The organism is Cyclobacterium sp. 10D3-21 (genome assembly GCF_055809755.1).
The window spans coordinates 1,261,129-1,285,655 of the sequence record NZ_CM147924.1 but is presented as its reverse complement, the minus strand read 5'-3'; the positions used below and the strand labels follow the sequence as shown (position 1 = coordinate 1,285,655).

Here is a 24,527-nt window from a genome sequence, read left to right as displayed (position 1 = left end):
AAAATTTTTCTATTTGAATCTAGTAAAGGCCAAGGGTGCATGCCTATGGTAAACAGAGGTGAAGAAAATCATGGTAATCCTCTGAAAACCGAAATTACCATGCCCTTTCACTCCTAAGAAGCTGTCCTAAAAGTGTTTAAAGTGATTATACAATTCGTTTTTTACGATTTAACTCAACATCAGATTAAAGGAAGAAAATTATAATACCGTTCCATCAACCACCAATCAGTTCCCCTCCGTTTACGTGGATAAATTGTCCCGTCACATAACTGCTATCTTCACTCGCTAGATATACGTAGGCCGGCGCAACCTCGCTTGGCTGCCCTGCACGCCCAAGAGGAGTATCTTGACCGAAATCTGACACATCATCAAAAGTAGCAGGAATCAGAGGGGTCCAAATAGGTCCTGGCGCTACGCCATTAACCCTGATTTTATTTTTTGCTAAATTTTGAGAAAGAGAACGTGTAAAACTCACAATAGCACCTTTAGTACTGGAATAGTCAATTAAATGTTCACTGCCCCTGTAAGCGGTAACTGAAGCCGTGTTGATTATTGTATCTCCTGCCTTTAAGTGTGACAAAGCTGCTCTGGTTATATGGAAAAATGAATATATATTGGTTTCAAAAGTTTTACGCAGTTGATCACTGTTAATTTCACTCAAAGAATTTTTCGGGAACTGCATAGCGGCATTACAAACTAAAATATTTAACCCACCCAATGAATCCACACATTTTTCAACAAGCCCTTTACAAAAACTTTCCTGCTTGACATCCCCCTCTATTAAAACACATTTTCTTCCTTCTTTTTGCACCAACTCTTGGGTTTCTTTTGCATCGGTAGATTCATTTAAATAAACAATAGCCACATCTGCACCCTCTCTAGCAAAATGTACGGCCACACTTCTCCCTATACCACTATCTCCCCCAGTTATAAGCGCCACTTTATTTTTCAATTTATCGCTTCCCTTATAATTTCCCCTGATTATTTCAGGAGCCGGTTTCATCTTATGTTCCTCACCTGGTTGTTGCTGTGATTGATTCGGAAACTCCTTTGGCTTATTCATACTCCTATTCCAATGTTAGTTGAAAAGACAAATTAAATCAGGAAAACATTTTTCCTGCACCCTATTAAAAAATTCTTTGACTCATTTGAGAGGGGAATAAAATATGAAGCCAAACTCTTAAAGACCTGCGATTGACCTAAATAAGAAAAATGTTAATCAAAGTATAAAAGAGGCATTTGATTGTAGAAAGTAGTGAAAATTCTCAGAAAAGCGATTCTTCCACTCCCTTTAGATTTAGCACCATGGTAACTTATCCCTATTGCATTAAAAATTAGCTCTAAAACATCCGTAGCAGGAAAAGGCCTAAAAGTTGTACTTAGGTTACAAGATTGAATCACTACCAACTTAAATTTAATTATCATGGAACCCACTAATAACACTTCAAAAGGTGGTGCTAAACCACATCAGATAAAACAAGAATTAAAAGAATTTATTATTGACAATAAACACCCATGTATAATGGCTAATTCAGTGTTCACTTTAAATAATTTCGAACTCAAGCTGTATGACAAACTGGCCACTAAAAATACGGCTGTAAGAATGTTGAGTGCACTTGAAGCTTATTTGGCTAATTACGACTTTAACAATAATAAATTTAAATCCTTTATAGCTGTTTTCCCTGAAACACAGGTACATTCAGAAAAAGAATTTGAACAGTTATTGTGGAAACAACTGCAATATATTCATGAAAAAGACGAGCAGCCATGGGATCCAAATGTAAGTAGTGATCCTGAAAATGTTAATTTTAGCTTCAGTATAGCAGGTCATGCTTTCTATGTTGTCGGTATGCATCCATATAGTTCAAGATTGGCCAGAAGGGCCCCCTACCCCACGCTGGTATTTAATTTGCATAGTCAATTTGAGAAATTGCGGGAAATGAAATCCTATCATAAGGTCCGAGACAAAATAAGAGTGCGTGACCTTGCTTTTCAGGGAAGCATAAACCCTGTATTAAAGGATTATGGGGATAGCAGTGAAGCCATTCAATACAGTGGCCGAAACATAGACGAGAATTGGAAATGCCCCTTTCACTCAAAAAGTAAAGTGTAGTTTTAAAATCGATTTAAATCAAATAGTACAATGCTATCCGTATTATTTAAAAAATATTGAAACACCTTAAAAGCATAAAATGAATATAATTAAAAAACAGTCAGGAACTGCCTTTAAGTTATTCAAAGGTCAAAAGTTAAAAGTCATCGATCCACAGGGGATGCAAGTAAGTGACATGGTGCTTTTTAATGCAAATGATATTGGTGAGAAGTTGTCTTCAGGAAAGACTTTGGATTTTGAAGAAACAATTCTCATTACCACCAACCATCATCTTTGGAGTAACAGAGGTTGCAAAATGATGAGGATAATTAGGGACACCAATGGGAGAAACGACTTTCTACTTGCCCCATGTAGCCCAGAGACATTTAAAATCATGTATAACATTCAGGATTATCATCCCAGTTGCTTTGAGAATCTATATACTAGTTTAGCACCTTATGGAATTAAACCAGATGATATTCCCACAGCTTTCAATATTTTTATGAATGTGCAATTTGGGCAAGATGGAAAATTATCAGTCCTTCCACCACTGAGCAAGGCCGGAGATCACCTCCTCTTTGAGGCTCAAATGGACCTTATCGTTGCCCTAACAGCATGTTCAGCAGAAGACAGCAATGGCGGGACCTTTAAACCTATTCATTTTGAGGTTTTGGATGAAATGGAATAGATGCACTCCTCATTAAGGTTTACTACAAGAAGAAATAAAAAAACCTGCCCAATTTAAGTGGGCAGGTTTTTTTCAATTGCAAGAAAGCAAAAGATGAGTTTTATTTAGGCAGCACATTTGAAATGAGTGATACCTTTTCGATAGGTTCACTGGCATTAGAATATATCCTGACAACGCTATTTTGTTTGCCCATTTTCCCTGCGGAATTAAAGGACACCTTGATCTCAGCTTTTTTACCTGGTGCTATTGGCTCCTTAGGCCAGCTAGGCACTGTGCAGCCACAAGTTGCTGCTACGTTTGAAATAATCAACGGCTCTTTGCCAGTATTTTCAAATTTAAAAACATTTTCTACTTTGTCTCCTTGCGTGATATCTCCAAAATCTTTTGAATCAGATTCGAAGGTAATTACCGGACCATTTACTGCTTTTTCTTGGGCGATCGCAAATGCTGTACTTAAAACAACCGCCAATACTACTGTTAATAACCTTTTCATATTCATCAAATTTTAATTCATTCAAACTTATGCAGTTCATTACTATTTAATAAAAAAATTGTTGTGAAAGTTCACCATAAACAATTCTTTTTTTGCTCTTGTCATGGCAGTATACAACCATCTGACATAATTTTTATCAATTTGTTCCTCATTTAGAAACCCCTGATCAACAAAAACAGCGTCCCATTGTCCTCCTTGTGATTTATGACATGTCAGGGTATAGGCATATTTAACTTGCAAAGCATTCAAATAAGGATCTTTGCTCATCGCCTCTCTTATTTTGCTCTTCTGTTCCAAATCCTGGTAATCCTCAGCTACTTGCTGATAAAGCTCCTTCCATTCATCAAATGACAAAGCAGGTTTAAATGAATGCAAGGTATCCAATATTACTCGGGCTTCAAATGGTACCTCATCGGGGTAATCTATTAATCTCAATTCAAGTGTAGCAAACCTTAGGCCATATAATTCTTCAAATGAACGAATTTTAAGTATTTCTACAAAATCTCCGTTGGCCAAAAAACTAACCTTCTCAGAAGCGTCCATATAAGTATAATTGTTTTTAACAATCATAAGCCGCTCTCCGGCACTTAATTCATCTTCATAATAAAAGATAGAATTCCTAATGTATTTATTGTATTGAACTGCCGATTTATTGGATCTTGTAATGATCATTGTATTGTCCAATCCAAATTTATCGTAAGCATACCTCAAGCCATCTTCTAGTCTTTCTCCAGTCATTCGGTAGAAATCCTTAAATCCTTTGGTAATAAATGATATATTAGGTTTCACTTTGAGCACCTCATTCCTTAATGAGGTAGCATTGGCCAAAATCCCTGAATCCAGCTCTTGCCTGGTTACGATGGTAAGCAAGGCTTCATTTACGTCTAGTTTATAATTCCTTATTAGATAATTCTTATCTAAGCCCGGACTATCCTCACTCCCCACAGGTGGCAATTGGGCAATATCCCCAATTAAAAGCAGTCGATTTTCTGGATTTTGATAGACAAACCCTATAAGATCTGCCAATAGGGACTTCCCTCCGTTTCTATCATCCGAAAGCATTGATGCTTCATCAATTATAAATACAGACTTTTGATAGTAATTCTTTTGCACGGTGAAACTTTCCGCCCCTTCAGCAGCTCCCTGCTTTGCACGGTAGATGATCTTATGAATGGTATAGCCTGTCTTTTCAGCATACGTGCTCATTACTTTAGCGGCACGTCCCGTCGGAGCCAACATTACAGCCCGTAGCCCCAAAGATGGTAAAGCCTTGACCAAAGCAGCCAAAACCGTTGTTTTTCCTGTTCCTGCATACCCCTTTAGAATAAATGCAGCGCCAGGAGGAACTGATTTGTCTAAAAATTTATCCATCGACCCAAAGAAATTTTCCTGATCAGTGGTTGGCTGATGAGGGAAAAATTTTCTGATTCTTTCTGATGGCTTTGGACTTGCTTGCTTATCTTTATGCATCTATTGCGAAACTAAGATGAAAAAGCCGAACATAAAAAAGGACATTATTGATAATTTCGGAAACCGGCTCAGAACGAGGGTAAACGGCCTACTCATCCAAGATAATAAATTATTGATGGTAAAACATAGGATGGGCACAAACCATTGGTTTTGGAATGTTCCTGGAGGTGGAATGAAATTCGGTCAGGATGCCAAAGAAAATTTACAAAGGGAGTTTATGGAAGAAACTGGCTTAGGAATTGACGTTGGAAATTACCTATTTGTTCATGAATTTTTAGAGCCACCCTTACACGCAATTGAATTGTTCTTTGAAGTTAGCCAAACAAATGGTAAATTAGAGGTTGGAATTGATCCTGAGCTAGATACCAACAAACAGGTTATAGAAGAGGTTAAATTTCTTAGCATTGAGGAAATAAAAAATATACCCTCTGATAAAAAACATGCCTTATTTGGAAGAATAAATTCCTTGAAAGATGTAAGAATATGGAAAGGATATTTTAATTTTGGAAATAAATGCATAAAATAGCATTCTAATTACGAACCATCAATTCTTTATAATAATTTAATTACGCTTTAAAGATATTCAAAATGACATTGAGTAAAATCTTATCGATTGTTTTTCTATTAGGAGCCCTAGGTCTCGGATACAAGCTTTATCTGGGTGTGGATGAAGTAGTGGAAGAAGAAAAAATCCTAAAAAGGACTGAAGAAAGAATTATTGAAAAGCTGGAAATGCTTAGAGATGCCCAAATTGCCTATCAGGCTTCCAATGGTGAATATGCAAACAACTGGGAAGAACTTAAAAAATTCATTTCAGAGGGTAGCATTTATTTGGTTCAAAGGACTGAGACCACCAAGTTGCTTGACTATGGTAAAGAAGAAACAACTGTAACTTTGGATACACTAGGTTCCGTTAACGTTCAGGATTCTTTGTTTAACGAAGCCAAATATCCTGATTTTGATCTGGATTTATTAAATGTGGTACCTGGATCAGGTGGCAAAACTTTTGAATTCTTTGCTGACAAAATTGAACGTAGCAACAGAGAAATTGCAGTGTTTGAAATCAGAGACCCTGCACCACGTAATCCAGAGAGAAGAAGAAACAATAACGAGAAGGCTTTAAGGGTTGGTTCTAGAACCGATTCTTCTACTTCAGGAAATTGGGAATAAATTTGGATACGGTAGGTTCCCATATCCAAAGCAAATTCATTAGCGATAAATTTGATATGCAAGCCATATCAAATTTATCGCTTTTCTTATATGAAAAATTATTAGTTGTCATCGCACATGAAGGCGAGAGTAAGGACATAACAGCTACTTATACTTATTCTTTCCAGGACCCCGAAACCATACAGCATCTCATAGAAACTGAAGCAATTTTTAATGCTCCTAATACTGTGGGAAAGCTCTATATCCATCACCAAAAGTTCACTTTGGTTCCTACGGCTTTATTCAATCCTGCTCAAGGGGCGAGGTATCTAAGTTTTGCCACCGAAGTCAATGAATTAGAGGAAAATGTCACTTATACGGGGATTTCCAACAATACCATTCAAATACTGGGTACGGCTAACAGAAGTCTTTTAGACAGTCTTGATAAAAAGTTACCTGAACTAGAAATTGCCCATGGAGCGGCACATGTATTGGGCTTTTTTCTGACCCAAACGCAAGATTTACTTAATCAAGAATTATTTATACACGCTTCTCCTGACTGCATGTATTTGGCGGCTTTTGATGATGGGCAACTAAATCTTTTCAACAGATTTATTATTACAGATGAAGCTGCGTTTTTACGCTATTTATTTACCTTCATCCAGCAGATGGCCTTTGACAGAACGCATTGCAAGATTCGTCTCTTTGGCAATCCTGAATGGCTTCATACCAATATGGAAAGCATGGAGCTCTATTTCAAAAACATACATTTAATCACCCCCATTCAAAATGTATCCTACCTTAAAGGGGCAGAATCCTTTATGAACACGCAACTTTTAGAGGCTTTCTGGCAACAAAAAAATGTTTCATGAAGAAAACAGCGCTTTTTCCAGGCTCTTTTGACCCTTTCACAAATGGTCATCATGACATTGTCATGAGAGGATTAAATATTTTCGATGAGATAATTATCAGTGTTGGCCACAATACAAGTAAGAAAAACAGGTATTTCGACATTGATTTTATGGTAGAAAAAATCAAAAATACCTACAAAAAAACCCCATCCGTAAAAGTCATAGTTTACGATGAGCTTACCTCTTCCCTTGCAAAGAAACACGAAGCCCGGTACTTACTTCGTGGATTAAGAAACACTACTGATTTTGAATACGAAAACACTATCAGTCAAATGAACAGGTACCTGAATGAATCATTGGAAACGGTATTTCTGATCACCACACCCAAATATGCAGCCATCAGCTCTACAATTATCAGGGAAGTTCATAAATATGGAGGCAATGTAAACAAGTTTCTACCTTATAAGGTCTGATAAACCTCTGGTTTTGTTTTTAAAAACTGTTTGTATAGATACCGCATTGAGGGATAAGAGTTGATTAACGCTGTTTTAGCATCGTAATGCTTCATCCACTTGATGTCCATAATTCCTTCCTCAACCTGAGGTTTCATTTTTGAATCATTAAGAGACTTCATGTTGTACCAATAAGTCTTCTTAAGTATGCTCTTCCTGTTTTGCGTATAGGTATGCCACGTAACACAGATGAGCTCATCGAGCTTCACTTTAATATTACATTCTTCCTCTACCTCCCTTGCTGCACAGCCTTCAGGTGTCTCTTTCTTTTCGAATTTCCCTTTCGGAAGGTCCCATTTACCCAATCGGTAAATAAACAACACTTTATCTTCCTTGGTCACTACACCTCCTGCTGCTTTAATGATTAAAAACCTGCTTTTAATAAACTTTTTAAGTGCAGCTTTTTCCTCAGTCACAAGGGTTATACTATCCAGGTTTTTAAGTTTCCTCGTTCGCAATAAGAAAAGCAATTGAACGATAATGTCTTTGGAAGGATTTTTTATCAGGACGTCATCATAAAAATCTGCTGACGCTGGTAATTCTACAGGGTTATCATAAACACACTCGAAAGATTTTTTTGGTAAAAAATCCTTGGTTGCCACAAGATCTAGTGGTTTATCGTTGATGAAGATTTTCATAAACAAATCTAATTTTTTCAAAATTGCAATTTTTTTCCAGCGTGCACAACCCTGAGTAAATTTTAAATGGTTAAATTTATCGCATGGAAATTTATGATCAAAGCACCGCTTCTCAAATCGCAAAAAAGCTTCTTGAAATAAAAGCCATCAAACTGTCACCAAAGGATCCTTTTACATGGGCATCCGGATGGAAATCCCCTATTTATTGTGACAATCGGCTATCACTATCCTTTCCTGAGGTTAGGAAATTTATTCAGGAAAAATTAACAAGTGTTGTTCGTACCCACTTTCTTAATATTGAAGCTGTAGCAGGAGTAGCTACTGCAGGTATCCCTCAAGGTGTGTTAATTGCTGATAAACTTGATCTTCCTTTTATCTATGTACGTTCCAAAGCCAAAGGCCACGGGATGGAGAATATGATTGAAGGAAAAATCACTCCCGGTCAAAAGGTTGTGGTCGTAGAAGATCTTGTTTCCACAGGAGGAAGTTCACTCAAAGCAGTAAAGGATCTGCGAGCAGCAGGTTTTGAGGTTTTGGGTATGGTTGCTATTTTCACTTACGGGTTTGAGGTATCCGACATAAACTTCGAGAAGGAAAACGTCAAACTCTATTGCCTGAGCGACTACAGTTCTTTACTTCCTCAAGCACTTGAACAAGGGTACGTATCCGAAGAGGACATGAATACCTTGGCAGAATGGCGAAAAGGGCCAGACGTTTGGCAACCATAATTCTAATGGAGTATACTCTTAGGGATAAACCAAAAGCAAAGAAAAGTACTATAGTTAGGTGATTAAAATGATAAGGTCATTCACTTTAAGCCTGTCTTTTCCTCATTTTGCAACACCCCTAAGCCAAATAAAGCAAAATCATATTTGACAGGATCGGCCGCATCAAAAGCGCGCAGATTCCTTGTCAATTCCATCGCTGTCAGCCAATCTGTTTGTTTTCTTTGGATCAACCCTAGCGATCTACCTATTCGATCTACATGAAGGTCACAGGGGCATATTAATTGAGAAGGAGCTATTTTGTCCCAAAGGCCAAAGTCAACTCACTTGTCATCCTTTCTCACCATCCACCTCAAAAACATATTGATCCTTTTGCAAGCTGACTTCTTCTTGGGGGTTGCAATGTGCTTACTTGTGCGCTGTGGTGCGTTCGGGGATTGGAAAAAACTATCGTGGAAATTAGAAAGGAGAATTTCCATGGCATCGATATCGGAGGTATATCCGATGGAAAAAGCATGCTCTAGGCTTTGATTTTCCTTATAATACCTGGAAAAAAAATCGATAAAATAAAGCGTATCTAAGTCATTAAAAGTACGGTGCTTAAACCGCATCAATTGCTTTAAATCATTTTCAGAATGATTTAACACAAAATCATGAGGACTATTGCCCATCATGGCCATTAACTCCAGGCTCTTATTGATAATGGTTTTACGCTGTCCCCAAGCAAGAACTGCTGCAAAAAATCCTGAAATTTCAATGTCCTGTAATTTTGAAAATTTATGTGGAATAGAGATAGGATCATTCTCAATGAATGACGGCTGGTTAAAAAGCATTACCTTTTCATCCAGAAACCCCTTTAGATCATCCATCTGTCAGTGTAACTTTTACTTCACCACCCTTGGTACCATCAAACCACTTGAGCAATAAAGATTCCCCATCCTGCTCTGCTACACGCCAGTCAAAGCACTTAATATTTGCGAGTTTTGTAAGTTTATCTTCTTCAGGATCATACAGGCAAATGTCAAAATCCGGAATATTTGCCAATTCCGTTGTGTTCCACCTTTCAAGCAACCACCCTTCTTTCAGAATGATGACTCGTTTTCCAAAAACATCGTCTTCAATAACGGAAGGTATTCCGTCGGTTCGACGAATCTGGTAACACTCTGGACCAAAAATTATCTGTTTATGAAGCTTCCCTTCGATTAAATTTGATTCATCAGTCAATAAAATCCATTCTGATTTACTCAGTATTTTCGGTACAGGACCGCTAAATTTGGTCAAAAACGATGAAACCCAGGAAAAAAAGTAGGTTATACCAATGAATATTAGCCCAAAAGTTGCCAGAATGGGATAAGTCAGCACGAAAATAGCATTCCAAATAAATTTGAAAAACCTATCGAAGAAAAGTTCAATTGAATTCATTCATTATCTAATACAATTTCAAAATTAAGGCAAATAAATCAAACAAGCAAAATTCAACTTTTCAATAACAATACTTACACCTATAAGGATAATGCCTGACATTGTCATCTGATTTACCTACCTTTGCAGGCTGAAAACACCTAAGCACCATGACCCTAACTCAAGAGATAGCGAAAAGAAAAACTTTTGGAATTATAGCTCACCCTGATGCAGGAAAGACCACATTAACAGAGAAGATGCTGCTTTTTGGAGGTGCAATCAAAACAGCAGGGGCGGTAAAATCAAATAAAATTGACACTGCCACCAAATCCGATTGGATGGAGATTGAAAAACAGAGAGGAATATCTGTGGCCACCTCTGTTATGGGATTTGAATACAAGGGGCAGAAAATAAACCTCCTTGATACTCCTGGACACCAGGATTTTGCAGAAGACACCTACCGCACACTCACCGCTGTTGATTCAGTTATTATGGTTATTGACTGCGTAAAAGGGGTGGAAATTCAAACAGAAAAATTAATGGAAGTATGCAGGATGAGAAAAACACCTGTTATTTGCTTTATCAATAAGTTGGATCGAGAGGGCCGTGATCCTTACGACTTGTTGGATGAAGTAGAATCCAAATTAAATATAAAGGTAAGACCACTCTCATGGCCCATTTCAATGGGGAAATCATTTAAAGGTGTTTACAACCTTTATGACAAACAATTGAACTTGTTCACCCCTAGTCAGCGAAAAATTAATGATGACAGGGTTGTTATCGAAGATTTAAGTTCCGAAAAACTAGATGAAAGAATCGGAACCAGTCTGGCAGATCAGCTTAGAGAAGATGTAGAATTAATCGAAGGCGTTTACCCTGATTTTGATCCTAAAGAATACCTGGAGGGGACCGTTGCTCCTGTGTTTTTTGGTTCTGCCGTCAACAATTTTGGTATCAAAGAAATGTTGGATACATTTATTCAAATAGCTCCGGGACCAAAAAGCCGACAGACCGAAGAACGTGAGGTAAAACCTGATGAAGACAATTTCAGCGGATTTATCTTCAAGATTCACGCCAACATGGATCCTAAACATAGAAACCGTATCGCCTTTTTACGTATATGTTCAGGGACGTTCCAAAGGAACAAACCATATAACCATGTAAGAGGCACCAAACCGCTTCGCTTTTCTAATGTCACCTCCTTTATGGCTCAGGACAAAGAAATAATTGAAGAAGCTTTCCCTGGTGATATCGTAGGTCTTTACGATACGGGAAATTTAAAAATTGGAGACAGTTTAACTGATGGTGAGAACCTAACATTCAAAGGCATCCCAAGCTTTTCCCCAGAGATTTTCAGGGAGGTCGTAAACAAGGACGCCATGAAAACCAAGCAACTAGAGAAAGGCTTGCAACAATTAATGGAAGAAGGGGTCGCACAACTCTTCACCTTTGAAATTGGATCTAGGAAAGTAGTAGGTACGGTAGGGCAACTCCAATTTGAAGTAATTAAGTTCAGGTTGAAAAATGAATACAATGCCACAGCGGATTTCGTCCCAATGAACCTATATAAGGCTTGTTGGATTACAAGTACAGACAAAAAGAAATTGGATGAATTCATCCGCTCCAAACAAAGACATATCGCAAGAGATAGAAATGGGAAATTAGTATTCATGGCCGAGACCAAGGCCTGGTTACAAATGGTTCAGGATAATTTTCCTGAAATTGAATTCCATAATACATCTGAATATTAACCTATTTATCAAACCTGAGGAAACATGAAAAAACCATTTAATGTAATATTTGAGGACAATCACTTACTGATAGTCAACAAATCTGCTGGGATATTGGTACAGGGAGATAAAACAGGCGACAAAACGCTTACAGATCTTTGTAAAACCTATATAGCAAATAAATACAACAAACCGGGTGCGGTTTTCTTGCATCCAGTCCATAGACTAGACCGACCAGTTAGTGGGGTGGTCGTTTTTGCAAGAACCTCCAAGGCACTGGAAAGGATGACTGCCTTGTTCAGGAAAAGAGAAGTTCACAAAGTTTACTGGGCATTGGTAAAAAGAAAGCCAAGAGAGGAAACAGGTAAATTAACACATTGGCTGGTAAAAAATTCTGATAAAAACATTTCTACTGCTTACGATAAGGAAGTTCCAGAGTCCAAAAAATCTGAAATGACCTATAAAAGGTTAGGGAAATTAAACGATCATTGGTTACTAGAACTACGCCCTGTTACAGGCAGGCCACACCAGTTGCGTGTGCAATTGGCCTCCATGGATTGCCCAATCCGTGGAGATGTCAAATACGGATTTCCAAAACCGAACCCTGATGCAAGCATTAACCTACATGCCTTTCATTTGGTATTTATTCACCCAATCAAAAAGGAAAAATTAATCCTTAGGGCTGCTTTGCCTGAAGAACCATTTTGGGAGCAATTTTTGGAATTTGAAAACATAAAATCAAGTGACCGCCATTTGGACAAGACTTTTAGCGGTTAAAAATTCAAAGTAAAATGTTAAAGGGAACTTACTTTATTTGGCTGTTTTTCCTGGGATCTTTAACTGCATTTGGACAAGAAGAAGAAAAAGAGGGTGTGTTTTGGGAAATATCAAGTCAAAATAACCCTAACCCCTCCTATCTTTTTGGTACTATTCATCTTATTTGTGAAGGGGACTTTTTGATAAATGCCAAAATATCTAACAAGGTATCGGAATCAGATGTTCTCGTGCTCGAAATAGATATGGATGACCCTCGTCTACAAGCAGCAATGAGGGATAACCTCTACAATAAAGATGGACAAAAGATCAATGATTTTCTTACCAAAGAAGAGTACCAAAACGTACACACTTTCCTAAAAGAAAGAACAGGTATGGACATGGACATGCTACAGGAAATGCACCCAATGGTATTAATGTCACTGATTTACAATAACTTACTTGAGTGTGAAACAAAGTCTTTTGAAAATGAATTAATGATTCTTGCAAAAGCCTCCAAAATGGAGGTAATGGGACTAGAAACAATTGAAGACCAAATCTCACTTTTTGATCTTATTCCCTTAAAGGACCAATACAAAAGCTTTTACAGTTATATAAACAACTTGGAAAAAGGACAGAAAGAGTTTAAAAAACTAATCAAGGCCTATAAGGAAGAAGATATTCTTGACTTATTTGAGATGGTTTCCGAAAGTCCTGAATACAAGGATTATCAAGACGACTTCATCTCTGATAGGAATAAGAATTGGGTGGCACCTATGACTCAAATTATGAATGAAAGCAGTGCTTTCTTTGCTGTTGGAGCTGGACATCTGGGAGGGCCTAATGGCTTAATTAACCTCTTAAAGAACAATGGATTTGAAGTAAATAGAATTCACCTTTGAATTAGCTTTTGTTACTCGGTTTGGTGAAAAAACTATAGATTCCCCACACGCTCAATACCAAAAGCCCACCTATAAATAAATATTGCCACAATGAGGCATTAGAGGAGAGAGCGTCTTGTATAGTCCCCGCAAATACACCTGAAGAAAAGGCAAGGATAGTTCTGGGCAACATCCCTAAAAACCCAAACCACAATACTTTCTTCAAACCTGTGTCTAAAAGTGCGAAAACTAAATTAGAAATTGCGAAGGGAATTACCGGACTAATCCTGATATAAAAGACCAGTTTCCCCATTTGATCCTTTTTTTCATGGATTAACTGACTGGCTTTTGGATAAGGCTCCAAGATCCAGTCGAGGCTATCTTTCTCCAGCACTCTTCCCAACAAGTACCCTACAGCACTTGCTAAGGTATAGGACAAAACCAAATAGGGAAATGCCTGCCAACCAAATAGATAACCTGTGACTACCGCAAAAAAAGTGGTGGGAACCAATGCCAACCCCATAAGAACTGTACCTGTAAGACAGTATATCAAGGCTATGTTTGGCTGTTCAATTGGCAATAATTCTAAGGCAGCCCAATTCTTGTAAACCCAGTTACCTAGGGTAATGGCACCTACAGTTGGTAGAATACTTACCCAAAGGATAGATACTAATACCCATGGGTTTTTGCTATAGATATTTCTTAAATGCTTGAAAATAGGCGGTTTTTTGTTCATCTTTGAACAAAACTAAAATAAATTTGACTAAAAGTTAATCAAATTAAGGCTTTAATAGGAAAAGGCCTTATTTGATAAACAAACCCTATATATTAAGCTTATGAAATTTGCTACAAAAGCCATACATGCAGGGGTCAGACCAGATCCAAGTACAGGGGCAATTATGACCCCAATTTTTCAAACTTCAACTTACGTTCAGAAATCGCCAGGTGACCACAAAGGCTTCGAATATTCAAGAACGCAAAATCCTACCAGACAAGCCTTGGAAAATAACCTGGCAGCTTTGGAAAACGGCGAACATGGGTTGTGTTTCTCCTCGGGAATGGCCGCAATTGATTGCGTTCTAAAATTATTGGAACCAGGAGATGAAGTCATTAGCACTAATGATCTTTATGGAGGTACCTACAGGATTTTTACTAAAGTTTTTTCAAAATACGGAATAAAATTTCATTTCGTAAATATGGAAAAACCGGAGGCCATCCTTCCTCTTATCAACAAGAACACCAAGTTGATATGGGCAGAAACACCCACTAATCCTATGATGAAAATCATTGACATCAAGGCGCTAGCTGATATAGCAAAAAACAACAATGTGCTTTTTGGCGTGGACAATACTTTCGCCACTCCTTTTCTTCAAACCCCTTTGGACTTAGGTGCTGATCTGGTAATGCATTCGGTAACCAAATACCTTGCAGGCCATTCAGATGTAGTCATGGGAGCTTTAGTCGTCAAAGACAAGAAACTTGCAGATGACCTGGCATTTATTCAAAATTCCTGCGGTGCTGTTCCTGGCCCTCAAGATTGCTTCCTGGTTCTCAGAGGAATTAAAACTTTGCATCTTAGGATGGAAAGACATTGCCAGAATGGAAAAACTATTGCTGCCTACCTAATTAACCATCCTAAGATAGACAAGGTATTTTGGCCAGGTTTTGAAGACCATCCCAACCACTTGGTGGCAAAAAAACAAATGAAATATTTTGGTGGTATGATTTCCTTCACTTTGATCGACAACAAAATTGAAGATGCCGTTAAAGTGTTGGAAAGTTTTAAGATTTTTGTTTTGGCCGAGTCTTTAGGAGGAGTAGAATCCCTGTGTGGTCATCCCGCTACCATGACTCACGCCAGTATCCCTAAATCCGAAAGAGAAAAAGTAGGCTTATCGGATTCGTTGATTCGGTTAAGTGTAGGAATTGAGGATGCCGAAGATTTGAAGAATGACCTTGCCCAGGCTTTGGATTAATCTAATGTAGCATTTTCGTGAACAGATATTGGCATCTATTGTCAATATCTGTTGTTAATTCTTTGTGATTTTTCTTTAAAAGGGTAAGGACTGTTTGATACTTCTTACTTATATCTTCTTTTTCACCTAAATGACTACCAAGATGTTGAAGCAGCAATTGATTTTTATGCCAATTCACCATCACCGTAGTTAGGACTTCAATTTCCTCGTGAACCTTATGGGTAAAAATGGAATTTAGGCCTATTGATAATCTTATTTTTTCTAAAGCGGTAACTTTCTTAAGGCCTTTGTAAATTTCACTTATTGTTTGAGCATCAAGTCTTGTTTTGGTGCCAAATTGAAAATATTCCACTTCCTCATTTATGATTTGATTAATAGCAGTGTTAATAGTTAATATCGACATCCCTTTGGAGTATTGCAAAATGTTTTTGTAAAGATCTTCCCATTTTTGCAATGGTATAGAGAGGATCAATTCATAAACATCTGAATACAACCTGTGTTTATCTGAAGATATGAGTTTTTCATAATCCGGATAATGCCGTTTATTGGCATGCATATACGTTAAAAAACCATCTTGTATAAACCGAATATGCTTGACCTTCCGAAGATTTTTATGCAACTCTTTAAATGGAGAGAATATTTGCCTAATTTCACGCTTTTTATTAAAATGCGCCCTTTCCAACAGTTGAATATAAACACTAAAAAAATCTAAATGAGATTCAAGCTCAATTGATTTTTTTGATTTTAACTTTTTTGAGAGCTCCTCAAACAATGCCTTACCGGCATCATAGTGCTTATCAAAAACATGTAAAATCAGCGGTAAGGTAGATGCTTCCATCGCTATTCGTTTATTTTTACAGTTGTAGATCCGTATCCAAAATTAGTCTTTTGACTATCTTTAAAATATTTTATGCCTTTTAATTGACTCAAATACTTATGAATGGTTTTTCTTAAAACTCCATTTCCTATGCCATGAATAAAAACAATCTCATCCATCCCTGAAACAATTGCATCATTTAGATTCGTTTCAAATGTTTTCATCTGCAATTGCAACATTTCACTGTTGCTCATCAAATCAAACTCATCCGTTAACTTCTCAATATGAAGGTCCACCGATGCGGGAGGCCTTTTTACTTTGGCTGCAGGATAAATATCTTGGGGCGTAGGGTTGAGATCTTGGTTCAATTTACTGACATTCAATGCCTTTAAAGTGTCATCAATCCTAAAGAAATAGGCATCTTTATTCAGCAATGGTGCTTTCCCCATACTTTTAAAAAATGATGAGGCTTTTAATTTTATATTCCTTACTTGAACAGGCTGCTGTTTTTCAAACTGCTTGTTCAATAAAACCATCATCACACTGAAAGGTGGCCATTGCTCAAATTCCTCAAGCATCTTTTCTCCTAACTTGGTAAATGACTTGGCTTTAACCAGTCCTGCGCCTATGTTTTTAGTCTTATCATTTTGACTCTCATCGAATGAATACAAGCAATCTTTTGGCGAATTATTTACAAGTACCACATCATGCAACTGATCATTATAGGGAACATAGGCTAAATAAACCCCATCCACTACGTCAGAGACTTTATTTTTTGGAACGCTGGAAAGGAAAGCTTTGGCCTTTTTTGGCTTTGGATCAAAATAAGCTTCTTCTGCCTCGTTGATAAGAACCAACTCTGATTTTAACACAGGGATTCTAAACCCATCTTCAATTTCAATTTCAACCTGCCCACCAGAAGAAATCTTGGTAATTACACCTTCCTCCTTTCCATGCAGTAACCTAACCTTATCCCCTATGTTCATATTCCAAATTTACCAAATAGATTGGGGTATTCACAATTAATCCCTTTTGATTCCCCGAATTCATTTTATATCTATGTTTGAAAAAACATCCACATACTGTCTCAGGACTTTTCTCAGACAAAGAAAATTATGCATAAAAAAGCCCAATTCAGATTAAATTGGGCTTTTTGAAATTTTAAATTTGAACGAATCTTTAGCAATAGTAATCACTATTACCTATATCGACTTAAACTACAATGTTCACGATTTTACCAGGGACGACGATAACCTTTTTAGGTTTCTGACCTTTTGTCCATTTCTGGATATGTTCATCAGCAAGTGCTGCTGCTTCTATTTCTTGTTTTGATAGGCTCAATGACAATTCAATTTTCGCCCTCATTTTCCCATTGATAGACACTGGATATTGGTGGCTATCTTCTGTGAGGTATTTCTCCTCTGCTTGTGGAAACTGGGAATTAATAATTGAATCTTCATGCCCCAGACGTTCCCATAATTCTTCAGAAATATGAGGTGCATAAGGAGACAATACCACCAATAATGGTTCCAAAACATCCTTGTTATTGCACTTCAAGGCTGACAATTCATTTACACAAATCATAAATGAAGATACAGAGGTATTGAAAGCATGTCGTTCTATGTCTTCCTCCACCTTCTTCACGGTTTTATGCAGGGATTTCAAGGCCTCTTTGGAGGCAGGTTTGTCTGAAACATTCCACTCTCCATTTTGGTCATGAAAAAGTCTCCACAGTTTTTTCAAAAACTTAAACACCCCATCTATCCCGTTGGTATTCCAGGGTTTAAACTGTTCCAATGGGCCTAGGAACATTTCATAAAGCCTTAAAGTATCTGCACCATAGCTTTCAATGACATCATCTGGATTGACCACATTGTACTTGGACTTGGACATTTTTTCAACTTCTGCACCGCAATTGTACTTACCATCTTCAAGAATGAATTCAGCGTCTTTTAGGTCAGGTCTCCAGTTTCTAAAAGCATCCAGGTCCAGCTGATCGTTGTAAACGATGTTTACGTCCACATGCATAGGGCTTACTTCATGCTCCCCTATCAATCCATGACTAACAAAAATATTGGTACCTTTCTTACGGTAGACAAAATTGGACCTGCCTTGGATCATCCCCTGGTTTATCATTTTCTGAAAAGGCTCATCAATAGAGACTAAGCCTCTATCAAACAAAAACTTTGTCCAAAATCTTGAATAAAGCAGGTGACCTGTAGCATGTTCAGCACCTCCTATATACAAATCAACAGCGCCCCAATAATCCGCCGCAGTTTTACTAACAAAGGCCTCTTTATTATTGGCATCCATGTACCTGAAAAAATACCAACTTGAACCTGCCCAACCTGGCATGGTACTCATTTCTAATGGATAATTGCCGGTATCCGTTTTATAAGTCCAGTCTTTTGCCCTACCTAATGGTGGGGCCCCATCTTCAGTAGGTAAATATTTATCCACTTCAGGTAGCCTTAAAGGCAAATCACGCTCATCAATAAGATAAGGCAAATCATTTTTGAAATATACGGGAAGTGGCTCACCCCAGTACCGTTGTCTGGTAAAAATAGCATCCCGCATTTTATATTGGATTTTGCCTTTTCCTATTCCTTTTTCCTCAAGAAAAGAAATGGCTTTGTCCATAGCAGGCTGCATTTTCATTCCGCTTATAAAACCTGAGTTCATGATAGTCCCGCCTTTGCCAGGAAAGGAACCATTGGACATGTCCCCCTCTATAACCTGTCTTTTCTCTAAGCCAAAGTGATTGGCGAAATTAAAATCTCGTTCGTCATGAGAAGGTACAGCCATAACCGCCCCTGTACCATAACCAGCCAAAACATAATCAGCAATCCAGATTGGAATACTTTCTCCGTTGAATGGATTTTTTGCATAGCTACCAGTGAATGCACCTGAAATGGTTTTTACATCCGTCATTCTATCCCTCTCCGACCTGTTTTTTGCTTGGGCCACATAGTCAAGGGCGGTCTCTTTTTGATCCTCTGTAATCAACTTTGCTACCAACTCATGTTCAGGAGCAAGCGCCAGGTAGGTCACCCCATAAATGGTATCAATCCGGGTGGTAAAAACCTTAATTTTCTCATTTTGCCCTTCTACATCAAATACCATTTCGGCACCCAATGACCTGCCAATCCAATTTCTTTGCATTTCTTTGACAGGGTCCGGCCAGTCTAAGCCTTCCAATCCGTTGAGCAAACGTTCTGCGTAGGCAGTTATCCGCATGCTCCATTGGATCATGCGTTTTCTTTCTACCGGGTGCCCTCCTCTTTCAGAGAAGCCATCCTTGACTTCATCATTTGAAAGTACCGTACCCAAAGCACCACACCAGTTGACAGTAGTTTCAGCTAAATAAGTTAGCCTGTACCTTAATAGTATCTTTTGTTTCTCCTCGTCAGAATATTGATTCCAATCTTCCTTGCTGAAAAGCTCAGTATCATCATCGCAAGCTGCCTTAATGCTTCGATTTCCATCTTTCTCAAAAACGGAGATTAGATGACCTATCGATTGGGCTTTATTGGCCTCCAAATCATAATAGCTATCAAAAAGCTGCATAAAAATCCACTGCGTCCATCGATAGTATTCAGGATCTGAAGTCCTTACCTCTTTGCTCCAGTCAAAGGCAAAACCTATATTTTTAAGCTGCTCGGTATATCTTTTAATGTTCTCTTCCGTTGTTATTGCCGGATGTTGGCCAGTTTGTATTGCATATTGCTCAGCTGGTAGCCCAAAAGAATCATACCCCATTGGGTGCAATACATTAAAGCCTTTTAACCTTTTATAACGTGTAACGATATCAGAAGCTATATACCCCAATGGATGTCCTACATGTAATCCTGCTCCTGATGGATAGGGGAACATATCCAAAGAATAAAATTTTGGCTTATTTGTTACTGGGCTGGCATTGAAAAGTCCCGTTTTCTCCCAACGGTCCTGCCATTTTTTTTCAATGGTGCGAAAATTATATTCAGACATTTTCAGTAATTGTAAAATTATTGGTCATTTCAATTCCAAAAGTATAAAAAATATCCCTATTCATTTCGAATATGAATCACTATATGCGAATCCTTCAATAATAAACAAAAATAATCGGGGGTAATATTACCAAAACCTATATCCCCTGCCTCTATTACGGAAAATCCAGTTGTCCCAAATATCCGTGGAAAAATAAATTTCTACACCAACATTCAAGGTAAAGTAACCATCATACCTTGCATCAGGCTCATTAAGTCGAGGATCTCCACTGCCCCTTCGGGCACTTCCTCTGGTATTTCGGATTAATTCAATATTGGGCTCTCCATTTGGAAGCAAAAATCTGTCTTGACGGATAGAAAGACGCAACCTATCAGGGTCTATTCCCGATACGTAATCATCAATCAGCTCTTCATAAAATCCTGAAATATTGTAGGAACTGACATCATCAAGATAGTCAGAGAAGGTAAACCGGTAGTTACCTTCCATGAAAAAATCCATGTAAACATTCGCTTTGTACTTAAACCCAAACCCCATGGGAAAAATGGCTACTATGTCATCATAAAGTTCATTTTCAGTTCTTAAAGGGCGCAGATTTATCCATTCTCCCTTATAAAGTGTTTGTGGGTTATTGGTAGAAGCCCCTATACCAAAAAAAACATAAGGATTAAAAAACTCTCTGGTGATATTGTATACTTTTACCGGTTTCAGGTAATACTCAACCAATAACGCAGCTTCCCAGTTTCTACTCCGAAAATTCAAATTTCGGGGTATCCTCCCACTCACAGGATCTGCATGATCATCCTGTCCGGAAATCTGATAAAATCCAATATCCCCTCTGGCTTTTAAGTTTGTTCCAAAAACATACCTGGCACTAAAACTTGCATTATAATCTGGTTGAACCCCTTCTTTGTATTGCCACAAGGCATATAGGTCACCAAAATATTGAGAAGGGCCACCCTGAATAGAGAATGACCATGGTTCTTCAAACCTAAACCTAAAAATACTCTGGGCAAATGTTTGTGATGAAATTGTTATTAAAAAAAATGCTATAAAAAATATCCTCCTGGTCATCTTTCTCTCGTACCTTCTTATCCATTGCTATTAACCTATTGGCAATAACCCCCATAAAGGTAAATAGAATAGGGAAATAAAAAAATTAGTCAGGTGCAATTTTATCTAAACCCGACCGGATATGTAAATCTCTCTGAGGAAAGGGTATCTCTACGTTCTCCTCACCAAACTTTTTGAAAATCTCGTAATACAACTGACTTTTCAATACTCCTGGCCTATTAGTATACTCAGTTGTCCATACCCGGAGATTAAAATCTATACTGCTATCATTGTATTTATCAAAAAGGACATCAGGTTCTGGTTTTGTTAGCACACCTGAATTTCTTTTCACCACTTCCAGTAAAATCCCCTTTATTTTTTCAGGGTCTTCCCTATAAGACACCCCTACAGGTATGTTAAATCTGATATTGCTATCATTGTGCGACCAGTTGATCACTGGGTTATCGATAAATTGACTATTTGGTACTATAATTGAAATATTATCATTGGTAAGTATAGTGGTAGATCTTGCAGAAATTGTCACCACATCACCATATACATCATCCACCTCTATTCTGTCACCTATTTTTATTGGCCTTTCCAAAAGTATGACCAACCCACTTATAAAATTATTTGTAATATTCTGAAGCCCAAAACCAATACCCACACCAACAGCTCCAGCCAGAATACCAAGGGCACTTAAGTCTACATTGCTATTTTGCAAAATGGTCACTAAACCAATAATGATCAAAAGGTATTTAAAGATTGTTGCAATCGATTGGCGAATGCCAACTTCCAATTTGTACTTGGTTAAAACCTTATTGGCTATAAATTTTCGCGCCAATTCAGAAACGACGAATACCAGAATAATTGAAACTGTTAAGCCTAAAAACAAACCTATGGTTAATGTTGTTTCTCCAAACATTAATATTTTCAAATTGAGAAACTCGTTAATCTTCTCAAGGAAACCACCATTTTTCACATCTTGTAAGACTTCATTCATATAACGTTGATTAAACCGATTAGACCTGATAAAGCTACTTGTAAGCTACGGATAATTAAATAAAAATTCTTAATTGTTTATCCGTAAACTAACCCGCTTAGGAGCAAAAAGTTAAATTAAATTTATCGAAGGTTAAAATTCCATTTAAATTTTCTTATCTACTCCTTTAAAAGCGCGCAATTTAGGTACATTTGTTGCTAATTTTATTCCCATGAGTAAACAAAAGGAAGAACTCGAACATAGGCTTAAACTCAGAAACATCAAACATTCTGATTTTAATGATATCCGTGAAATAATGGTTTCTACTTATAAGACCCAGGCCATGTCCTGGACTAAGGAGGAATTCAAAAATCAACTTAATGCCTTTCCCGAAGGGCAAATTTGTTTGGAGGACAATGGAAAGGTGGTAGCCGTGGCAATGAGCCTTATAGTAGATTACGCCAAATATGGTGACAGCCATACTTATGGCCAAATCACTGGATTTGGAAAATTTGACACCCACGATTCAGAAGGAGACACCCTTTATGGTACGGATGTATTTGTAGATAGAGAATACAGAGGTTTGCGTCTGGGCAGAAGGCTTTATGATGCGAGGAAAGAACTTTGCGAAAACCTTAACCTCAGGTCTATCATCGCTGGTGGTAGAATTCCTGGTTACAGTAAATTTGCGGATCAAATGTCTCCCAGAAAATACATAGAATTGGTAAAGAACAAGGAAATATTTGACCCTGTCCTTTCCTTTCAACTGGCGAATGAATTTCACGTTAGGAAAGTCATCACCAAATACCTCCCTGAAGACACTGACTCCCGTGCCTACGCCACCTTATTGGAATGGATCAATATATATTATGAAAAAGACGAGAAATTAATTGGCAATAAAAAAACCATTGTAAGACTAGGACTGGTTCAATGGAAGATGAGACGATTCAATGATGTCGACGATTTGATGCAGCAAGTAGAGTTTTTTGTTGATACTGTTTCTGATTACCAGTCTGATTTCTGTTTATTTCCTGAATTTTTCAATGCACCGCTATTGGCTGGTTTCAATAAAATGGATGCTTCTGAGGCAATTAGAAACCTTGCCGATTACACAGAGGAAATTGTAAACCGAATGCGGGACCTGGCATTGTCTTATAATGTCAATATTATTGCTGGAAGTATGCCGGAATATGACGGGAAAAAACTCCGTAATGTAAGTTACCTCTGCAGAAGAGATGGCACCATGGACAAACAGTACAAACTACACATTACGCCTGATGAACAGTCCTACTGGGGTCTCCAGGGAGGCAATGGCATAAGGGTATTTGATACTGATGCCGGAAAAATAGGGATACTTATCTGTTATGATATAGAATTCCCTGAATTGGGGCGTATTTTGGCAGAGAAAGAAATGGACATTCTTTTCGTGCCATTTTGGACAGACACCAAAAACGCCTATTTAAGAGTAAGTACTTGTGCTAAAGCCAGGGCCATTGAAAATGAATGTTATGTCGCCATCACCGGTTCGGTTGGCAACCTGCCTCGTGTTGAGAACATGGACATTCAACACTCCCAGGCTGCCATCTACTCTCCTTCAGACTTTTCTTTTCCACATGATGCAATTATAGCAGAGGCCTCTCTCAATACGGAAACTACTATAGTAGCAGATGTGGATTTGGGACTATTGACCAAATTGCGTAAAACAGGTAGTGTCCGAAACCTTGAACAACGGAGGTTGGACTTGTATTCCATACAATGGAAAAACAAGAGATGACAGATTACTTTAATACGAATTTTGAAGACGTCCTTAATAAAGCCAAAAATATAAAACTTCTCGTAACAGATCTGGACGGCGTACTTACAGACGGAGGAATCCTATTGGATGACAATGGTATGGAGTACAAAAAATTTCAGGTGAAGGATGGACAAATCATACCCTTCCTACGCAAGTCTGGTATTAAAACTGGAATTATTACTGGTCGAAATGTATCCGTATCCAAAATCCGATGTGAGCAAATGGGGGTAGATTTCCACCTACATGGCATTCGGGAGAAGTGGCCAACTTTATCGGAAGTAATAGCAGAAATGGAATTAAATCCGGACCAAGTTGCCTATATTGGAGATGACATAATCGACCTGGAATTATTACTAAATGTTGGTTTTTCGGCTGCTCCTTCTGATGCAATACATTATGTTAAAGAAAAAGTAGATTATATCACCTTAAAAAAGGGAGGACAGGGAGCCTTTAGGGAATTGGCTGATTTAATCCTATTTTCTGGTGGGAACCTACCATCAGATGCATCCCAAGACCGTACATAATAACCCAATAATT

General features: G+C 37.9%; 25 protein-coding genes and 1 pseudogene. 13 read left to right on the top strand and 13 right to left on the bottom strand.

The window, feature by feature from the left end:
• Positions 1-214 precede the first annotated feature (214 nt).
• Both AC0L7T_RS05440 and AC0L7T_RS05435 read right to left on the bottom strand, forming a co-directional pair.
• Complete coding sequence (locus AC0L7T_RS05440) at positions 215-1,063, bottom strand: SDR family oxidoreductase (RefSeq protein ID WP_473341471.1); 849 nt, start codon at positions 1,061-1,063, stop codon at positions 215-217.
• A 152-nt stretch (positions 1,064-1,215) separates the two neighbouring features.
• A complete protein-coding gene (locus AC0L7T_RS05435; RefSeq protein WP_473341470.1) occupies positions 1,216-1,425 on the bottom strand; it encodes a hypothetical protein in 210 nt (69 codons plus the stop codon).
• Here AC0L7T_RS05435 and gntA point away from each other — a divergent pair.
• The gene (gntA, locus tag AC0L7T_RS05430; RefSeq protein ID WP_473341469.1) at positions 1,424-2,113 is read left to right on the top strand and encodes a guanitoxin biosynthesis heme-dependent pre-guanitoxin N-hydroxylase GntA; all 690 of its coding nucleotides are present in this window, start codon (positions 1,424-1,426) and stop codon (positions 2,111-2,113) included. The genes AC0L7T_RS05435 and gntA overlap by 2 nt on opposite strands.
• A gap of 79 nt (positions 2,114-2,192) precedes the next feature.
• Positions 2,193-2,780 (top strand): DUF1989 domain-containing protein, encoded by a 588-nt coding sequence (locus tag AC0L7T_RS05425; protein ID WP_473341468.1) that lies wholly within the window; start codon positions 2,193-2,195, stop codon positions 2,778-2,780.
• Between the two features lie 100 nt (positions 2,781-2,880).
• On the opposite strand, the gene AC0L7T_RS05420 is transcribed toward AC0L7T_RS05425, so the two are convergent.
• On the bottom strand, positions 2,881-3,273 hold the full coding sequence (locus AC0L7T_RS05420; protein WP_473341467.1) for a DUF1573 domain-containing protein: 393 nt from the start codon (positions 3,271-3,273) through the stop codon (positions 2,881-2,883).
• 42 nt (positions 3,274-3,315) lie between these two features.
• Positions 3,316-4,743, bottom strand: a complete 1,428-nt coding sequence (locus AC0L7T_RS05415; protein ID WP_473341466.1) for an ATP-dependent DNA helicase — start codon at positions 4,741-4,743, stop codon at positions 3,316-3,318.
• 16 nt (positions 4,744-4,759) lie between these two features.
• On the opposite strand from AC0L7T_RS05415, the gene AC0L7T_RS05410 reads away from it, so the two are divergent.
• The 4 genes from AC0L7T_RS05410 to coaD all read left to right on the top strand — a co-directional run bounded on the left by AC0L7T_RS05410 (position 4,760) and on the right by coaD (position 7,216).
• Positions 4,760-5,269 (top strand): NUDIX domain-containing protein, encoded by a 510-nt coding sequence (locus tag AC0L7T_RS05410; RefSeq protein ID WP_473341465.1) that lies wholly within the window; start codon positions 4,760-4,762, stop codon positions 5,267-5,269.
• Between the two features lie 62 nt (positions 5,270-5,331).
• Positions 5,332-5,913 (top strand): hypothetical protein, encoded by a 582-nt coding sequence (locus AC0L7T_RS05405; protein WP_473341464.1) that lies wholly within the window; start codon positions 5,332-5,334, stop codon positions 5,911-5,913.
• A 56-nt stretch (positions 5,914-5,969) separates the two neighbouring features.
• Positions 5,970-6,764, top strand: coding sequence for a DUF3822 family protein (locus tag AC0L7T_RS05400; RefSeq protein ID WP_473341463.1), 795 nt, complete (start codon positions 5,970-5,972; stop codon positions 6,762-6,764).
• Positions 6,761-7,216 carry a pantetheine-phosphate adenylyltransferase gene (gene coaD, locus AC0L7T_RS05395; protein ID WP_473341462.1) on the top strand — a complete coding sequence of 152 codons (456 nt, stop codon included), beginning with the start codon at positions 6,761-6,763 and terminating at the stop codon, positions 7,214-7,216. The genes AC0L7T_RS05400 and coaD overlap by 4 nt, the downstream gene beginning before the upstream one ends.
• On the opposite strand, the gene AC0L7T_RS05390 is transcribed toward coaD, so the two are convergent.
• The gene (locus AC0L7T_RS05390; protein ID WP_473341461.1) at positions 7,204-7,893 is read right to left on the bottom strand and encodes an NUDIX hydrolase; all 690 of its coding nucleotides are present in this window, start codon (positions 7,891-7,893) and stop codon (positions 7,204-7,206) included. The genes coaD and AC0L7T_RS05390 overlap by 13 nt on opposite strands.
• An 83-nt stretch (positions 7,894-7,976) precedes the next feature.
• On the opposite strand from AC0L7T_RS05390, the gene pyrE reads away from it, so the two are divergent.
• A complete protein-coding gene (gene pyrE, locus AC0L7T_RS05385; RefSeq protein WP_473341460.1) occupies positions 7,977-8,621 on the top strand; it encodes an orotate phosphoribosyltransferase in 645 nt (214 codons plus the stop codon).
• A gap of 80 nt (positions 8,622-8,701) precedes the next feature.
• Here pyrE and AC0L7T_RS05380 read toward each other — a convergent pair.
• Both AC0L7T_RS05380 and AC0L7T_RS05375 read right to left on the bottom strand, forming a co-directional pair.
• Positions 8,702-9,487: pseudogene (locus AC0L7T_RS05380) on the bottom strand (TIGR02757 family protein).
• Complete coding sequence (locus AC0L7T_RS05375; RefSeq protein WP_473341459.1) at positions 9,480-10,040, bottom strand: hypothetical protein; 561 nt, start codon at positions 10,038-10,040, stop codon at positions 9,480-9,482. The pseudogene AC0L7T_RS05380 and the gene AC0L7T_RS05375 overlap by 8 nt, the downstream one beginning before the upstream one ends.
• Positions 10,041-10,189: 149 nt before the next feature.
• On the opposite strand from AC0L7T_RS05375, the gene AC0L7T_RS05370 reads away from it, so the two are divergent.
• Genes AC0L7T_RS05370 through AC0L7T_RS05360 form a run of 3 tightly spaced genes read left to right on the top strand, consistent with a single transcriptional unit; the run spans position 10,190 to position 13,404 of the window.
• Entirely contained in the window at positions 10,190-11,770 is a 1,581-nt protein-coding gene (locus AC0L7T_RS05370) for a peptide chain release factor 3 (protein WP_473341458.1), read from the top strand.
• A 24-nt stretch (positions 11,771-11,794) separates the two neighbouring features.
• A complete protein-coding gene (locus AC0L7T_RS05365) occupies positions 11,795-12,526 on the top strand; it encodes an RluA family pseudouridine synthase (RefSeq protein WP_473341456.1) in 732 nt (243 codons plus the stop codon).
• A gap of 14 nt (positions 12,527-12,540) precedes the next feature.
• Complete coding sequence (locus tag AC0L7T_RS05360; RefSeq protein WP_473341455.1) at positions 12,541-13,404, top strand: TraB/GumN family protein; 864 nt, start codon at positions 12,541-12,543, stop codon at positions 13,402-13,404.
• 1 nt (position 13,405) lies between these two features.
• Here the strand turns inward: AC0L7T_RS05360 and AC0L7T_RS05355 are convergent, their stop codons facing one another.
• Positions 13,406-14,119, bottom strand: coding sequence for a TVP38/TMEM64 family protein (locus tag AC0L7T_RS05355; protein WP_473341454.1), 714 nt, complete (start codon positions 14,117-14,119; stop codon positions 13,406-13,408).
• A gap of 100 nt (positions 14,120-14,219) precedes the next feature.
• Here AC0L7T_RS05355 and AC0L7T_RS05350 point away from each other — a divergent pair, with 100 nt between their 5' ends.
• Complete coding sequence (locus AC0L7T_RS05350; protein ID WP_473341453.1) at positions 14,220-15,359, top strand: cystathionine gamma-synthase; 1,140 nt, start codon at positions 14,220-14,222, stop codon at positions 15,357-15,359.
• Between the two features lies 1 nt (position 15,360).
• Here the strand turns inward: AC0L7T_RS05350 and AC0L7T_RS05345 are convergent, their stop codons facing one another.
• From AC0L7T_RS05345 to AC0L7T_RS05325, 5 genes are all read right to left on the bottom strand, one after another.
• Positions 15,361-16,197: a hypothetical protein gene (locus AC0L7T_RS05345; protein WP_473341452.1), complete on the bottom strand. Its 837-nt coding sequence runs from the start codon at positions 16,195-16,197 to the stop codon at positions 15,361-15,363.
• A 2-nt stretch (positions 16,198-16,199) separates the two neighbouring features.
• Positions 16,200-17,162: a Smr/MutS family protein gene (locus AC0L7T_RS05340; protein ID WP_473341451.1), complete on the bottom strand. Its 963-nt coding sequence runs from the start codon at positions 17,160-17,162 to the stop codon at positions 16,200-16,202.
• A gap of 226 nt (positions 17,163-17,388) precedes the next feature.
• Positions 17,389-20,163, bottom strand: coding sequence for a leucine--tRNA ligase (gene leuS, locus AC0L7T_RS05335; RefSeq protein WP_473341450.1), 2,775 nt, complete (start codon positions 20,161-20,163; stop codon positions 17,389-17,391).
• A 126-nt stretch (positions 20,164-20,289) separates the two neighbouring features.
• Complete coding sequence (locus AC0L7T_RS05330) at positions 20,290-21,234, bottom strand: hypothetical protein (RefSeq protein ID WP_473341449.1); 945 nt, start codon at positions 21,232-21,234, stop codon at positions 20,290-20,292.
• An 85-nt stretch (positions 21,235-21,319) separates the two neighbouring features.
• The gene (locus tag AC0L7T_RS05325; protein ID WP_473341448.1) at positions 21,320-22,216 is read right to left on the bottom strand and encodes a mechanosensitive ion channel family protein; all 897 of its coding nucleotides are present in this window, start codon (positions 22,214-22,216) and stop codon (positions 21,320-21,322) included.
• Positions 22,217-22,427: 211 nt separating this feature from the next.
• Here AC0L7T_RS05325 and AC0L7T_RS05320 point away from each other — a divergent pair, with 211 nt between their 5' ends.
• Entirely contained in the window at positions 22,428-23,969 is a 1,542-nt protein-coding gene (locus AC0L7T_RS05320) for a GNAT family N-acetyltransferase (RefSeq protein ID WP_473341447.1), read from the top strand.
• On the top strand, positions 23,951-24,514 hold the full coding sequence (locus AC0L7T_RS05315; RefSeq protein WP_473341446.1) for a KdsC family phosphatase: 564 nt from the start codon (positions 23,951-23,953) through the stop codon (positions 24,512-24,514). Before AC0L7T_RS05320 ends, AC0L7T_RS05315 begins: the two co-directional genes overlap by 19 nt.
• The last annotated feature ends 13 nt before the right edge of the window (positions 24,515-24,527 follow it).